At 61.0% G+C, this 13,486-nt stretch carries 23 protein-coding genes; 2 read left to right on the forward strand and 21 right to left on the reverse strand.

Annotated features, from left to right (window positions below):
- From K3F44_RS09745 to K3F44_RS09790, 10 genes are read right to left on the reverse strand one after another with little or no spacing between them, the layout of a single operon-like run.
- Complete coding sequence (locus K3F44_RS09745) at positions 1–267, reverse strand: DUF1799 domain-containing protein (RefSeq protein ID WP_259407051.1); 267 nt, start codon at positions 265–267, stop codon at positions 1–3.
- Positions 268–314: 47 nt separating this feature from the next.
- Positions 315–698 (reverse strand): phage tail assembly chaperone, encoded by a 384-nt coding sequence (locus K3F44_RS09750; protein ID WP_220633912.1) that lies wholly within the window; start codon positions 696–698, stop codon positions 315–317.
- A gap of 9 nt (positions 699–707) precedes the next feature.
- Complete coding sequence (locus tag K3F44_RS09755; RefSeq protein ID WP_220633913.1) at positions 708–1,367, reverse strand: phage tail protein; 660 nt, start codon at positions 1,365–1,367, stop codon at positions 708–710.
- 39 nt (positions 1,368–1,406) lie between these two features.
- Positions 1,407–1,835, reverse strand: coding sequence for a phage tail terminator-like protein (locus tag K3F44_RS09760; protein WP_220633914.1), 429 nt, complete (start codon positions 1,833–1,835; stop codon positions 1,407–1,409).
- Positions 1,832–2,506 (reverse strand): hypothetical protein, encoded by a 675-nt coding sequence (locus K3F44_RS09765; RefSeq protein WP_220633915.1) that lies wholly within the window; start codon positions 2,504–2,506, stop codon positions 1,832–1,834. The genes K3F44_RS09760 and K3F44_RS09765 overlap by 4 nt, the downstream gene beginning before the upstream one ends.
- Position 2,507: 1 nt before the next feature.
- Complete coding sequence (locus tag K3F44_RS09770; protein WP_220633916.1) at positions 2,508–2,900, reverse strand: hypothetical protein; 393 nt, start codon at positions 2,898–2,900, stop codon at positions 2,508–2,510.
- Positions 2,901–2,903: 3 nt separating this feature from the next.
- Positions 2,904–3,281, reverse strand: coding sequence for a hypothetical protein (locus tag K3F44_RS09775; protein ID WP_220633917.1), 378 nt, complete (start codon positions 3,279–3,281; stop codon positions 2,904–2,906).
- A gap of 3 nt (positions 3,282–3,284) precedes the next feature.
- Positions 3,285–3,725: a hypothetical protein gene (locus tag K3F44_RS09780; RefSeq protein ID WP_220633918.1), complete on the reverse strand. Its 441-nt coding sequence runs from the start codon at positions 3,723–3,725 to the stop codon at positions 3,285–3,287.
- A 47-nt stretch (positions 3,726–3,772) separates the two neighbouring features.
- The gene (locus K3F44_RS09785) at positions 3,773–4,750 is read right to left on the reverse strand and encodes a major capsid protein (RefSeq protein WP_220633919.1); all 978 of its coding nucleotides are present in this window, start codon (positions 4,748–4,750) and stop codon (positions 3,773–3,775) included.
- A gap of 3 nt (positions 4,751–4,753) precedes the next feature.
- The gene (locus K3F44_RS09790) at positions 4,754–5,527 is read right to left on the reverse strand and encodes a hypothetical protein (protein ID WP_220633920.1); all 774 of its coding nucleotides are present in this window, start codon (positions 5,525–5,527) and stop codon (positions 4,754–4,756) included.
- Positions 5,528–5,650: 123 nt separating this feature from the next.
- Between K3F44_RS09790 and K3F44_RS09795 the strand changes: the two genes are divergently transcribed.
- Positions 5,651–6,175 (forward strand): hypothetical protein, encoded by a 525-nt coding sequence (locus tag K3F44_RS09795; protein ID WP_220633921.1) that lies wholly within the window; start codon positions 5,651–5,653, stop codon positions 6,173–6,175.
- Positions 6,176–6,181: 6 nt separating this feature from the next.
- Here the strand turns inward: K3F44_RS09795 and K3F44_RS09800 are convergent, their stop codons facing one another.
- The 5 genes from K3F44_RS09800 to K3F44_RS09820 are packed head-to-tail and all read right to left on the reverse strand — an operon-like array spanning position 6,182 to position 11,088.
- Positions 6,182–7,273 (reverse strand): minor capsid protein, encoded by a 1,092-nt coding sequence (locus K3F44_RS09800; RefSeq protein WP_220633922.1) that lies wholly within the window; start codon positions 7,271–7,273, stop codon positions 6,182–6,184.
- Positions 7,191–8,654 carry a DUF4055 domain-containing protein gene (locus K3F44_RS09805; protein ID WP_220633923.1) on the reverse strand — a complete coding sequence of 488 codons (1,464 nt, stop codon included), beginning with the start codon at positions 8,652–8,654 and terminating at the stop codon, positions 7,191–7,193. The genes K3F44_RS09800 and K3F44_RS09805 overlap by 83 nt, the downstream gene beginning before the upstream one ends.
- A complete protein-coding gene (locus K3F44_RS09810; protein WP_220633924.1) occupies positions 8,654–9,982 on the reverse strand; it encodes a terminase in 1,329 nt (442 codons plus the stop codon). Before K3F44_RS09810 ends, K3F44_RS09805 begins: the two co-directional genes overlap by 1 nt.
- Complete coding sequence (locus K3F44_RS09815) at positions 9,957–10,433, reverse strand: DUF2280 domain-containing protein (protein WP_220633925.1); 477 nt, start codon at positions 10,431–10,433, stop codon at positions 9,957–9,959. Before K3F44_RS09815 ends, K3F44_RS09810 begins: the two co-directional genes overlap by 26 nt.
- 31 nt (positions 10,434–10,464) lie before the next feature.
- The gene (locus tag K3F44_RS09820) at positions 10,465–11,088 is read right to left on the reverse strand and encodes a putative metallopeptidase (RefSeq protein WP_220633926.1); all 624 of its coding nucleotides are present in this window, start codon (positions 11,086–11,088) and stop codon (positions 10,465–10,467) included.
- Positions 11,089–11,162: 74 nt separating this feature from the next.
- Between K3F44_RS09820 and K3F44_RS09825 the strand changes: the two genes are divergently transcribed.
- Positions 11,163–11,369, forward strand: a complete 207-nt coding sequence (locus tag K3F44_RS09825) for a hypothetical protein (RefSeq protein WP_220633927.1) — start codon at positions 11,163–11,165, stop codon at positions 11,367–11,369.
- A gap of 31 nt (positions 11,370–11,400) precedes the next feature.
- On the opposite strand, the gene K3F44_RS09830 is transcribed toward K3F44_RS09825, so the two are convergent.
- The 6 genes from K3F44_RS09830 to K3F44_RS09855 form a co-directional block, all read right to left on the reverse strand.
- A complete protein-coding gene (locus tag K3F44_RS09830; protein ID WP_220633928.1) occupies positions 11,401–11,649 on the reverse strand; it encodes a hypothetical protein in 249 nt (82 codons plus the stop codon).
- Positions 11,646–11,828 (reverse strand): hypothetical protein, encoded by a 183-nt coding sequence (locus tag K3F44_RS09835; RefSeq protein ID WP_220633929.1) that lies wholly within the window; start codon positions 11,826–11,828, stop codon positions 11,646–11,648. Before K3F44_RS09835 ends, K3F44_RS09830 begins: the two co-directional genes overlap by 4 nt.
- 9 nt (positions 11,829–11,837) lie before the next feature.
- A complete protein-coding gene (locus K3F44_RS09840; RefSeq protein WP_220633930.1) occupies positions 11,838–12,029 on the reverse strand; it encodes a hypothetical protein in 192 nt (63 codons plus the stop codon).
- Between the two features lie 48 nt (positions 12,030–12,077).
- The gene (locus tag K3F44_RS09845) at positions 12,078–12,395 is read right to left on the reverse strand and encodes a hypothetical protein (RefSeq protein ID WP_210015046.1); all 318 of its coding nucleotides are present in this window, start codon (positions 12,393–12,395) and stop codon (positions 12,078–12,080) included.
- A complete protein-coding gene (locus K3F44_RS09850; RefSeq protein WP_054915223.1) occupies positions 12,395–12,766 on the reverse strand; it encodes a hypothetical protein in 372 nt (123 codons plus the stop codon). Before K3F44_RS09850 ends, K3F44_RS09845 begins: the two co-directional genes overlap by 1 nt.
- A 62-nt stretch (positions 12,767–12,828) precedes the next feature.
- Positions 12,829–13,338 carry an acyloxyacyl hydrolase gene (locus tag K3F44_RS09855; RefSeq protein WP_220633931.1) on the reverse strand — a complete coding sequence of 170 codons (510 nt, stop codon included), beginning with the start codon at positions 13,336–13,338 and terminating at the stop codon, positions 12,829–12,831.
- Positions 13,339–13,486 lie beyond the last annotated feature (148 nt).

Consider the following 13,486-nt stretch of genomic DNA (forward strand, 5'->3'; position numbering starts at 1 on the left):
CTACTCCAGCGATTCGGCCATGACGGCCAGGGCCTCAACCTCCATCACGCGGAAGTCGGGGAAAATTTCAGTGAGGTCGCGGCGCTTGATGCCGAGCATCGAGGCGGTAGCAGGGATGGCGGTGTAGTCCAGGCCAGACGCACCGCCCGGGCCTACCCGCCATTGAGTGCCCATCGCGTCGAACAGGCGGAAGGCTGGCCAGGCATCTGGCCACACCTCCACTTCCTCTTCTTCCATGTCACCTGGGGTCAGGCCAAGAGCAGCCAATTGCTCGGCAGATGGCCCTTGCTCATAGCAAGCCCGGGCGGCCGCCCTCAGTTTCCCAGGCGTGCCGGGCTGTAGGCATTCTGGAAGGAGTCGATCACCGCTTTCGGCGCGCCGGTGCAAGTGCGCACAAGATTGACGATCGCTTCCTGGCTGAACTCGTCCTCCAGATCCCAGCCGGTGACAATTTCACTCAGTTGCTCGGCCTGCAGGGCGATCTCGCCGGCGGTCACCTCTTCCCAGGTGGCATTGTCGGCCTTGGCCTTCTCCGCCCAAGCGTCACGGGCCTTGTTCCAGCGGTCGAACATGCCCGCCAAAGTCACCCGATCCATGTAGCGGAACTCGAACTCCACTGGCACCGCCTCGCCGCCGATGCGCGGCACCTGCACCTCGGCAGTGAACGTCGGGTTCTGCGCGATTTTGATCTTCGCCATGAGAGCCCCTTACACGCCGGCCAGATAACGAAGGGAGCGAGCCGAAAGGCCCACGCTGATGGTTCGGGTCATCACGTTATTTCGCTCCATGGTTGGATCTGGGGTGATGCTCACGAAGCCCGGGTAGAGGATCTGGTCGCCGTTGCGCAGCTTCATGCGAATTACGGCCAGCTCCTTGGAGGCGTCGTAGCCCTCGACGGTCACGACGTAAGGTGAGGTGGGCTGGTCCTCGACCACAATAGTGAGCGTTCGCGGGTTGCGGTTGGCTGGATATTGCTTGTCATCGTCGTCCTCCAGGTAGCCCACCGTGGTGTACTGCTGCTCACCGCCGGCAGAGGTGAATGAAGTCACCTTAGAGATTTGCACCCAGTCGGAGACAGGCAAAACCGAACCGGCGCCAGCCCCTGCCGTGAAGTATTCGGCATCGCTGGTATCCAGGCCGGCCAGCGCAAAAACGTCTTCTGCGACTCCGGAGGCTTTGACCGCGCGGTCATTGATCTGCGCCCAGCCAGAGTTAACCAGCAAAACGTCGCCGTTCTGGATCGTGTGATCTGCGGCAGTAGCAACCGGGGGCTTCGCATTGGTCAATGCAGTGAAAGGGACAGCAGCACCGATGACGCGTGCGATCTCCAGCACGGCGCCGTTAGGCAGCGGGAAGCGTGCGGCCATGGGGTATTTCCTCTTGAAGGTCCGCCAGGTGGCGGATGGTTATGCCCCTATGGGCGATTGGTCCGCGACGCCGCGGTAGGTGAAGCTGGTCGGCACCATATAGGTCGCCGATTCGGTGATGGTTGGGCCCTGCTCTACCGGCTCGGTGATCATTCCCTCGAAGCCGTTACGGCTGAGCGGGGAGTCGACCTGGAAGAGCGCGGACAGCTCATCGACCAGCGCTTCGGCTGTGGCCAGGGCTTGGCCTGCAGGGCAAGTGATGCTGACTTGGTAGACACCGGTGTACTCGTAAGCTTCGCCGCCCAGGTATCGGCAGGTAGTCGCCCCGGGGAGCTGGAAAGCTTGCAGGTAAGTTTCATCCTGCTGCGGCTCGAAGCCCTCTTCGAAGTTCGCAACGCGGGTCGGTCGCGACGCCGCCCAGGCCATCAACATGATTTCGATGGCCTGGCGGGCTCGTGCATGGCTCATACGCTGTTGTTCCTGATGGCTTCGTCGACGATGCGTTGGAAGTTGGCCAAGGTCACCCGGACCATGCCGGCTGGGGCTTGTGTTGAGTGGCCGTACTCCAGCGGAATGGCGTATGGCAGGTTGTTCACGATGTACGCGGTCTGGCCGATGCTCAGGGCCTGGACCTGCGCCAACAGCGCGGCGATCGCCTCGCTGCCTGACGGGTCAACACGCTCGAGTTCTTCGGTTGCAGGTGAGTCGATGGAGAATTGCCAGTTTCCACGGAACCGCCCACCGACGTAGCCCTGGCCCGCCACCAGGCCATTGGTGGCGAAGTTCTGCTCGCGCTCGGTCTTGGTCAGTGGCTTGGCGTACTTCACCCCCTTGCGCAGATTGCCGGCTTTGGTGAAGTTGTCCTGGTTCAGGTTGATCAGGGTGTTGCGGACCGCGACCTTGAAGTCGTAGTCATCGGCGGCTCTGGTTGCCTTGGCCCGATGGGCCACGTTAGCCGCCCATATCTCAGGGTTGCCTACCGGCGACATGCGGATAACGCTGCTGCCGATCTCGATCACGATTTCGCGGAAGGTAGCGTCCAAGGCTTGCTCCGCCTGCTCGGCGAATGCCCGGATAGCTTCAGCAAACCCGCCCTGCTGGCCACCGTATCGCTGGGCCATGTGTGAGCCACGCGCCATATCACTTCCTCAACTGGATGGTCCAAGTCGCCTGGACAGGGTCCTGGGACACGTTGAGTGCGCGGTAGCCGCTCACCTGGTCGCCGATCTTGGGCAGCGCCGGAACATCGGTTACAGCGCTTGCCTGCCCCTCGAACAATTCGTTCTGCAGCACCAGCAGCTTCACGTCCTCGGTTTGGATGCGCGAGCCGTCGATTTCCTTGGCCAGGTAGCTACCGAACACACCGCGCCCGGCGTAACTGATGGTCGAGGCCGGGACAGTGCCGCCGATCTCGGGGTCATATCCGCCCTTCAGGGTGCGGGATCCGGCTACAGGCTTCACCGCGTCGCCAAGGCCGTCTGGATCATCGAACGCTTCCGCCAGCTCCGCTTGGAGTTCTTCGCGCATGCCCATGGGTCAGATCCTCTTGAGCATTACGGTGCCGGCGCGGCGGGTCCAAGGTGCGATGAGGTCGAGAGCGAAGTTCTCGCCGGTCGAGCGATCAACAGACCCCGCGACGTAGGTCTTGCTAGTCGACGTCCCAGCCTGCGCTGATACAGTCTTGCTCTGCACCTCTCGCTGGGTGTCCTTGTACAGCTTGCCGTCAGCAGCCAGCTTGGCCACCTGTACGCCGGCAGTGATGATCGCATCCGGCACCACCTTGGGCACCGCACGCTTTATCTTAGCCGTGAGCCAGGCGTTGGCCATGGTCACGGCAAGGACCCCATCAGCCTCGCCAGCCCACCCCTGCCCCAGTGCCTGGTCGACGTCGGCGACGGTGATGAAGTCGGTCATGGCTTATTCCTTCGGCGGGATGAGGGCCTGCAGCTCGGGCTTGTTGAGAGCGGGATCGAAGGTGATGCCCTGGGCCGTCAGCCACTCTTTGAGCTCCGGGACCTTCATCTTGTGAGGATCAGTTTCGGGATCGCCGCCACCCTCCTCCTCAATCGCCTTGTCGATCTCCGCTTGGCTGCTGACCGGGGCGTAGCCGCTCGGTGGGTAGGCCGACGCCTTGTAACCCTCTCCCACCCATTGAGCGACGGTAGGGCCATCCAGGCGCAGACCTTCCTCGATCTCGCTCACGCTGATGCCATGGCGCTGGTAGGCCTCGCCGATGTGCGGGGCACTCCCCTGCACGGATACCGAGGTAGCACCGTCGATCACGCCGAAGAACTGATCCAGACGGCGATAGCACGTATCGCGCTCGCTGCCCGGGTTGTTGGTGTAGATGACTTTCATGCTGATCTCCTGCGCAGGGCGCCAGGCAGGCGCCCTGCATCATGGGGTCAAGGGGTGGCGGTGCCACTGATGACCGCGGCGAACGGAACCTGTTTGCGATCGAACACGCGCTTCCAGTTAGCCGCGGCAGCGTACTGGGTGGCACTCGGGCTCAGGTTGCGGTTCTCGCTGCCCTGCCAGCTGAAACCGGCCGGCTGGAGGATGTAAGTCTTGCGCTCCCACAGCACCTCGGCACCGCCACCGTTACCGCCGTCCGGCTTGCGCTGCATCTCGACAGGCATGTGCGGATCGCCCTCGCCATAGCCGAAGGCGCCTTGTCCGAAGAACAGCGACAGGTACTGGCCCGGGGCGTAGATCAGGCCGTCATCCATGAACACCGGCTTGCCAAGGTAGGTGGCCAGGATGACCTTGCCCTGCGAGTCGCGCAGGTACTCGATCATGTCCTGCTTCACCATCTGGTTCATCACGACCGAGTGCACGCCGATCGCGGCGAACATGTCGGCGGCGTCACCAGCGGTGAAGGCAGCGTCTTGGAAGGCGTTTGCGCTGATGGATGCGCCCGCATCTTTCACCATGTCCCCGCCGTTGTTGGCGATGTTGGACGCAATCACGCCGCGGGCCGCCCCCATCAGGTAGCGCTGCCATTGGCGGGTCCAGTAGGTGCCGAAGCGGTTGCGGATGTGCTGCATCGGCTCGGAGTTGGCCAGCTCAGCAGTCAGGTCGGATACGCCATAGCCCTTGTTGAGGTACAGGGTGCGGGCGCGCATGCTGCCCTGCTCGGCCTTGCCGACGGCGCCCAGGTCATCAGGGTCGTCGTTGGAGATGTTCGGCGCCTCATCGGCGTCCAGATCCTGCCAGTAGCTGATCTCGGAAGTGCCTTGGCCGTTCTTGGCGATGCCGTCCAGAGTCGCGGAACGGGTGATGATGCCCGACTCATAAACGGCGGTCTTCTCTGGGGAGTTCACCGGCTCCAGAGTGCCGTAGTAGTCGGCAACGAAGATGTCCGACAGTTGGGTAGATGCCATGGGTTAGGTTCCTCGGGTGGCTTGGAGTTTTTTGAAAGCGTCGGGGTTGTCACGAGCCATCGCAGCACGCTCGGTCTCGGTGTACTCGCCCCATTTCTTCGTGGCCTTGCCACCGTTGTCGCCGGTCTGCCCGGCACCCTGAGCCCTTGGCCACAGGTGGGTAGCGGTTTCGCGCAGCGATTCCGCCCATTCGTGAGGAGACAGTGGGCTTTTGCCGTCCTTGCCGTAGATGACCTGGCCATCTCGGTCAGTGGCGATCGGCTCACCGTCTTCGCTCAGTTTGAAAGTGCCGCGGGCGCGAAGGATGATGTCCTCGGCAGCCTCGGGCAGCGCGCCAGCCTTGATGGCGGCAGCGCGGATGGAGTCGGCCAGCACCTTGTCACTGTATTTGGCAGCGAAGGCTTCGGCCTTCTCGGCACGGTCGTTCGCGGCCTTGATCTGCTTGTCGAGATCGCAACGCAGGCGCTCGGTGCGGCGGCTGACGACCTCGTCCAGCTTGCCCTCGGCGATCAGTTTGGTCTCTTCGTCCTGGCCAGCCTTGGTGAGTAGGCCTTTGACCGCCTCGATGTCTAAGCCGTCGAACTGCCCTTTGAGCTTGTCCAGTTCGGTCTTGATGGTCTTGTTAGAGCCGATCAGCTCCTGATTCTTGGTCTTGAGGCCCGAGACCTCACCGTCCAGGAATTTCTGTACCTCGCCGCCCAGCGCTGCCTTGAGTGCTGCGGCCTGAGTGTCATCGAGGGTGAGGCCGTGAGCGGCCGGGTCGAAATCAAAAGGCATGTCAGTATCCCCTGGGGATTAGATGGGCCCGCCTTGCGGGCAAAGAAAAGCCCGTGGATATGGGCCTAGGTAAATTTCATCGAGTAGAATCGCCGCCAATTTCAAACACCGAGATCCAGACCAATGCAGCAAGAGAAGAACAACTCGGACGTAAAGCCAAAGAAGCGATTTCAAGTAAGCGACGTCATAGCCGCAGCAGCAATCGCGGCTTTAGCTACGCTTGCCGTCGCCGGACTGAGCGTGATTTCAGGAAAGATCACTACGAATCAAGCAAGGGAGCAAAGCTGCATCAGCCGGATCGATAGCCAAGAGGCGATTTTTCGTGAGAAAGCCGCGATAGTTCTCGGGAGCCTTGGAGATATGATTGGAGTTGCAACAGCGACACAGGAAGATCGAACTGCATATAACTCCGCCGCTCAGCGAGTCATCAGAGCTTCCTACGAGCTAACGGCTTACACCGGCGCTACGAAACTTGGGGTGAATGTGCTGAAAATTGCTGCCTTGGCCAAACGTGCAATGTCTGTGAAAACCGAGGAGCAAAAACAGCAGGCGCATCAAGAAACCGGATCGACGTTTGCTGACTGGCCAGCTCTCTATGACGAAGTATTGAGTGATTACGAGCATAAAAGAGAGCTTTGCCGGGCCTGATAACCTCTAAAGACCTGCCTTGGAGAAAGCCAAAGGCTCCAACTCCTTGAGCTGGTCGAGCGTCAGCGGTTTGAAATTTTTGTCCAACTGCAGCGAGGCGAATCGCTCGGCGCTCAGCCCACCAGCGCGGAAAAGCTTGGCACGCGCCGGGCCCAGCGCGGCGTCCTGGAACGACGCTGGCTGCGTCTTTAGCCACTGGTAGTAGCTAAGGCTGGCCGAGACCTGCGCACCGCCAGAGGCGCCCACAGATGCGCGGGTGGCGCCCTTCGCGAATACCGCAAACAACTTGGTGATCGGTGTGATCGTTGTTCGGCAGTTGACGTGGAGCGGCGGCACTGGCCCCTTGCCTAACTCGAACTCCCGCCCATCGAGGCTCTTGCACTGCTGGCTGGTCTTCCTGTCGAGTGTGGCCACGATCCGGTAGCCCGGGACGAACTCGGCATTCGCGGCCAGCGTCTCCATGCGGGCCGTGGCGGAAACGTGCTGCACAGCGGTGTGCACGACCGACCTGGCATTGCGGTTGCTCACCGCGAGCACGCCATCGGTGAAGTTCTGCGCCGCGGTACCTCGTATGGCCTGGGTGATCTCGGCGTTGGTCTGGCCCTGCAACACCCCAAGCCGGATCGCATTGGTCACTCGCGTCGACTCGGTGCGAGTCCAGCCATTGAGGAATGGCTTCAGCAGCGTTCCGCCATCGATTCCCGACACCTGCAGCGGCTGAGTGTTGATCGCCGCCCGGATGAGCGAGTCACTCGGCATGATGGCGTTAATCAGCAGAGCCTTGGCCAGGCTTTTTCCTTCGAAAGCCGCCTCGTAAAGTGCGATGTCGACCAGGTCGGCCTGCATGCGATCGCCGAAAGCCTGGTAGATGCCCAGCAGCTTGCCGCCCACCCGTCCGAGGAATTCCTCAAGCCGGCTGCGGCTGTAGGTGGTCAGCTCCTTTCGCGTGAGTTGGTCCCGAACCTGCGTATCCACTTGGCGCAGGACCGTCTCGAACTTCTTGATCTCACCCGCCTTAAGCCTCTCCAGCAGCACCGCGTGCCGACTTACCTGCTCCAGCAGCACCTCGTCCGCTGTCTGTGTCGGTTTCGTCGCCATCATCTTTGTCCAGGTTGAGGCCGGCTGACTCGCGCTCGTCGCTGATCAGCCCGGCCTCTTCGTCGTAGGCTCGCTCAGGCAGCTTGCCGGTGGTGAGGTACTGCCAGTAGGTCTCGGCGCTGATCGTGCCGGCCATGACGCTCTTCTGCAGCTCGGCCAACACCTGAGCGTTGACCTCAGGAATGACGAATTCAGGTTTGACCGTGAAGACGACCTCATCAGGGTTGTAGCCAGTCCATTCAGCTGCATATCGAAGCGCCTGCTCAATCGCGGCGGCCGCGGTGATGACGATGCTGTGCAGCGTGGCATGCTGGTCGTTCTGCCGCGTCTTGCGCGCCTCGCCCGATTCGGTACCGGACACGTCCATGACCTTGGCGCCAGCCTCAAGAGCTGCGCTTTTCTGGTCAGACATCGCAGTACGCACTGCCTCGACACCCGCACCTTGAAATTCGAGGTATCCGCATTGCCCCTTAGGGCCTAGGTCCCATGCCGCTGACGGCCCTGTAACGCTGAGCTCTACGCTTTCGTCCAGGCCCGATACCCACGGCTGCGGGTGACTGGTCTGGTGCAGCGCGGTGAAGTAGTCGGCGCTGAGCTGGTAGGACTTGAGAGCAGCGCGTGCCATGGTCAGCAGCGGAATCTCGTCCACGTCGGGGGAGTTGTCGGTCGATCCGCAGTAAATTACCGGGATGTACTCGAGACCTCGCACCAGCCGGTTGTCGTTGCCCACCGTGCCCAGTGGCCGGGCATCTTCGATCATCTCGCCAACTTGGTTGCGAACCGACGTGTAGCAGACCTCGCCCTCCATGTAGAACTCGCGGAAGACCGTCACGCACTCATGGCTGTACCGGTCCTCAGCGTCCTTCTTCCGAAACTCCCGGAACACGGCCAGCACCAGGTCCTGACGCCCGCCTTGGTCAGCAGTGTCCCAGTTGATCGCGTTGCGCACGGCGTAGGTGGCAAAGTATGGCTGCCCAGCATCGTCGACATTGACCACCAACGGCACCCGGCCGTGCGAGATCGCCTGCCGCACGATGCGTAGGAAGAGCTGGGCCAGGCCGAAGCCGTCGGCGGTAGCGTTTTCTTCCAGATCCTTCAGCCCACTGGGCAGCTTCACCTCTGGGATGAGCCGTGACACCAGCCCCATCATTGAGCGCAACGAGTCCCGCACCCAGTGCTCGTACTGCGCCCGCGCCGTGTAGTTCTGGTACAGGTAGGCATTGCCCTGCCCGTCCAGCTTCTCCGCCTCGACCATGCCGCTGGGCTTGGGTAGGTTGCGCTGATTGCTCTTGATGGCGCCCTCGCCCTCAAGCGCGTCGTCCATCATCCGCCACTCATCAATGTGAGCGTCGTAGTCTGGGTTGGTTGATTGAACAGGCATTACGCCAAACCTCCGATGCGGCGAGTGCCGGCCGACTGGCTCTTGATTGGGTACCGCTTAGCGATGAAGTAGCCGGCGGCGTCGTTCATGTGGTCGTGACCCTTCTTGGGGTCTTTGTCCGGCTCGCCCTTGTCGGTGTACGTCTGCCGTTCGAGGCACTGCGTGAGCTGCGGGCACTGGTCAATGTTGACCTTGAGGCGCCGCTCGCCGTAAGTGTTCAGGAACATGGCGTTAACCGCGTTGACGCGATCCTTGACGCCCGGGTTCTGCGAGTCGACCACGACGGTGAAGCCCGCCTTCTTCAGCAGGGACAGATCCGACTCGCTGGCATTCTTGCTACTGGTGTTCTGGCCGCTGGCGTCCGGGTAGACCGAGATGCTGTGGCCCTGGAAACGCACTTTGATCTTCTCGATCATCTCCGGCGTGTCCCTTACGGCGTGGAACTCATCCAGCGCCAGTGGCAAGCCGTCACGCACGACATACACCACCGCGCTCATCTTCATGACGTTGAAGTCCATGCCGATGTGCAGCGCTTCGCCGGGCTGAATTCGCTCAGTAGTTCGGCACTCGGTTCGGTCGAAGGTGTAGTAGACGACCCCGGCGTAGTTTTCGAAACCAGCCTCGTATTCTTGCCGGAAGGTTCGCGGGTCCATCTTCCGGCGGGCGGCGTCCAGCTCTTCCGCCGGGACGTTGCCACCTTGCAGTGAGGTGTATTGCCAGCTCTTGTGGTCAGGCTCACCACCTGATTGCCCGTCGCGGTAGGTGTCGTAGCAGTGATTGAAGCCTTTGGGCGTGCCGATCCGCAGCGCGTGGCCGCCCTTTCGGCTCTCACCAGTGCTCGCGATGGTGTACTGACAGGTCGACAGCATCGGCCGGAGCACTTCCTCCCAAGCAGCCCACGGGCAGTCGGCCCACTCGTCCACCAGCACGAAGAACAGGCCGGAGCCGCGTAAGTTGTCGTAGTTGTCCAGGCCGACCACGCGCATGATGTGGCCGGACTTGAGGGTGATCGAGCATTCGGTCTCGTTCGGGCGTACCGCGCGCCAGGCTTCCGGTATGGCCTGCTTGAGGCGGCGCCAGAAAACGCGCTTGGCTTGCTTGAACGTCGGCGCGCCGTACCAAATTTCGTCCTCGACGCTGACGCCCCACTCCGCAGCAAGTCGGGCCGCACGGCGCATCTCAGCCTTGCCGAGGAAGGTCTTGCCAAAGCGTCGGCCGCACACCGCATCACGGAAGCGCGCCTCTGGCTGAAACCCCCAGCAATAGATGTTCGCCTGCTTCGGCGTCAGCTTTACCGGCGCGTCATAGGTGCGGGGTAGTCGGGACATTCTCGTCTGGCTCCAGCGTGTACTCAGCAACTGCGTGCTGCTGGTCCGCCTGGGAGCCCAGGGGTTTGTCGGGTTCGAGCTTGCGATTGACGTACATGTCGCCGCACTCCTTGGCGGCCTGCTCGTACAGCTGGGCTGTCAGCGCCAGGTTGCGCATGGTCTCGGCCTTCTCGGCCATCCGCCCTAGCCCGCGCAGCCGGAACGCTCGGTTGGCGATCGGGATGTCGCTGGTTTCCTCCCGAAAGCGCGCTCGACACTCGTGAAAGTAGTCCTTCCACTTCTGGGCAAGGTCACGGCCCGAATACTTCGTCGGGTCATACCGCTCGCACAGCTGGCGAGATACCTCGATCCCGTATTGATCCTTGACGGCCTGGGACACCTGAGTCGGTGTATCGAAGCAGGCAAGGGCCTGAACGATGAAGGCCTTCACCTCATTTTTCAGGGCTGCCATAGATTTGGGTTCCGTCAAGGGCTGTCAAGGATCAAGCCGACTTGAGCAGACAGGTTCCGCAGGCCCTCGAAATGTTGATCTTGGCCACCTCAGGCGGCCTGCTTGCAGCGTCGATCAGTTGCTGTACGTCGTCGCTCGGACCATACCGTCGAACCACCCCGACGAACTCTTCGACGTCATGGCCCTGCAGCTTGATCTTAGGTGCGCCGTCTTGGGTGAATGCTGGTTGGCCGTACTTGTCGGTCGCGTGAGCCAGGTGATACAGCTCGTGCTCCAGGAGTGCACAGAACTCAAGGTCGCTGCACTGGGCGCAGTAGTCAGCAGCCAAGGTGATGATGAAGGCCGGCACATCGCCGAACCAATCACGCATCTGTTGCTCCATCCGAGCCTTCTGCCAGCCGCCAGCGCGAAACGCTACCTGCTCGGCCTGGCCCAAGACTGTACGACCCTGCTTGGCGAAGCTCGAAGACGCCCACATAACCCGGATGTCAGCATCCAATAGGTGGGCATGGTCTTCGTTGTGAATGCTGCCGGTGTCAGCGAGAATCTCGGCTTGGATCCACTCCCAAACTTCGGGGGCCGGGGTCAGGCGGATAACCAAGTCGGATAGGTCGGACAGCTCAAGCAGTGACGATGGAGGGTATGGCCTGTCCATAGATCACCTTGAGCTTGAAATAGTGGCGCGCTGCCGGTATTGGTGAATTCCCAACAAACTGCAAGGAAGTAACCATGTCGGAAAACTTCAAAGACCTTAAGCCCACTGACGATTTTGGCAATGACGATCCGGTTAGTGCGCGAGAGGCGGCGGTCAACGCCGCTCTCACTCTGATCCAATCAAAAGTACTCAACTCGACTAACAGTGCCCAATTGCAATGGGAACTTGCCAACCTCGGTAAGTATGCAGATCAGATCCAAGAAGCGCTGAAAGTGAAGTGACCAACCCGTGCCGTACTCAACTGCGGCACACCTACCCTTCCCCGCCGTCAAGCAGCACATCAATCAGTTTCTGCTCGGCCAGCCTGAACATCGCAAGAGCCTGCAGGTCGTCGGCTACCGGGCCGAACCCGAATACCTCCACCTGACCCTCAGGACTGCGCATAGCCAACGTGCCGATACTGCACTGGGGAAGCTCACCGCTATCAAGCTGGTCTGCGATCTTGCGCAAGGTGCGTGCAGCGTCGCGCCACTCTTCGCGCTGGAATTGGACGACCTTCATCGTGTTAGCTCCAGCCACTCTTCAATGATTCGCCGGATTACCGGCTCGGTGAGGATCGCTGATGGCTTGGCGCCCTTGGCGACATCCTCCAGCAGAGACACGGGCAGGACATGCGCAGCATCGGCGGCGTGCACGACCACATGGGGTCGCATGTCTTCCAGTTGAACGACGTCGCCCATGGCTGCCCCCTATTCGCTGACCATCTTGTGCGTCTCGGCGTGGGCGTGACCATGCAGCAGGCCAACCAGCAGCCCCTGCGGAAGCCCGGCGTCCTTCGCGGAATCGATCGCCTTCGCCAGGGCAGCATCGAGCTCGGCAACCGCATGGACGATATCCATGCTTACCGGCAGCTCATGGCGAATGCGTTGGACGTTGCTCATGCTTACTCCCGCGCCACGAAATCGCAGCTCTATATTTTGTGGCGCGACCTAAGGCGATACCCGATTGAGGGCCTCATCAGCCTTGTCGGCGGCCTTGGTTGCGGTGGTCGCCGCCTTGGTTGCCTTCTCTGCTGCTGTGCTGGTCTTGCGGGTCAGCTCATCCAGGCGGTGGTCACGTTGCCGGGTGGCCTCGTCGTATGCGGCGCGGATCTCGGCGACCTGCTGCCGGTATGAATCTGCCAGAGCCCACTGACCGAGCTGGAAGCCGAAGAACACCCCGCCGGTCACCAGCAGCATCGCGATTAACCACACCTCGACACGGCGCCACCAATGGCGGGCCATAAACTGGATTGCGCACTTGTCCATCAGGTTGTACCTCCCAGCTTGATGCGCAGGCGGGCGATCTCGTCGCTTTGAAGCGTCACCCGCTCTGTGAGGTTGGCGACCTGACTGGTCAGGGCTTCGATCTTCCCTTCCATGCGGCCGACGGTTGCGGCCAGGTCATTGCGCTCTTTGGCGAACTGGTCGGCGCGGGCCTCTGCAAGCTTGCGGGCCTCGCGCTCGGAGTCGAGCAGTTCGTTCAGGCGGCGCACGGTGCCGATGTCGGCGTTATCCATGGCGCGGTCAGCAGCATCCTTGGAGAGGAATTTGCGCAGCCAGAGAAAGCCGCCCAGTAATACGGTGCCCGTTCCGCCCAGCCAGGTAGCTGTGCCTGGGCCGAGGTCGGTGGGGTCCATCCAATATCTCCAGAAAAGAAAAAGCCCGCACATGGCGGGCAAGGGGAGCTAAGCAGACAAAGTTAAATCTGGTGGCTATAGAAGAGCGAGTACGATTCGATACCGTCATTCGGCTGCTTGATACCGGCGTTGGAGTAGTGCATCGCTCGGATACCAACCTTCTGCGTCTCGCCGATCTTCAGACCTGCGCCAATACGGTCTTCAAAGTTGAAGGCCGAACCAAAATTCTGGTCGCCCGCGGAAGTGCCTGAGAACACCGCCACACCGATACCGGCTTCGATGAAGGGCTTAAGGTTGCCGCTGCCAAACTCGTAAACGAACACAGGGGAGAAGGACAGCGAGTGAGCTCCTCCGGAAGCGTCTCCAGCTTCCCAATAGGTGTAACCTGCATCCCAATAACCGGTTAGGCGACCGGTGCTGGTTTCAAACCAGCTCTTGTCCCAGTCAAACCCTACGGCAGCACGAGCAGTCAAACCGCCCTGACTTGTTGCACCGATTGCACCGGACAGATTAGCTGCCTGTGCGCCGGTTGCCAGAAGGGAGAACATCGCAGCAGCGATGATTTTTTTCATAATCACGAAATCCTGATAGGTTTTTCTTAGCCAGCTATCAGAATCATAGTGCCATCAAATCGTTCCGTGTGTTCTGAAAAAATTTGAAAGAATCGAAGCCGCAAGCTGAGGCACTCTTGAGGCCCTCTTGCGGGCAATAAAAAACCCG

The sequence above is a fragment of the Pseudomonas sp. S07E 245 genome (assembly GCF_019599025.1).
Taxonomy (GTDB): Bacteria; Pseudomonadota; Gammaproteobacteria; order Pseudomonadales; family Pseudomonadaceae; genus Aquipseudomonas; species Aquipseudomonas shirazensis.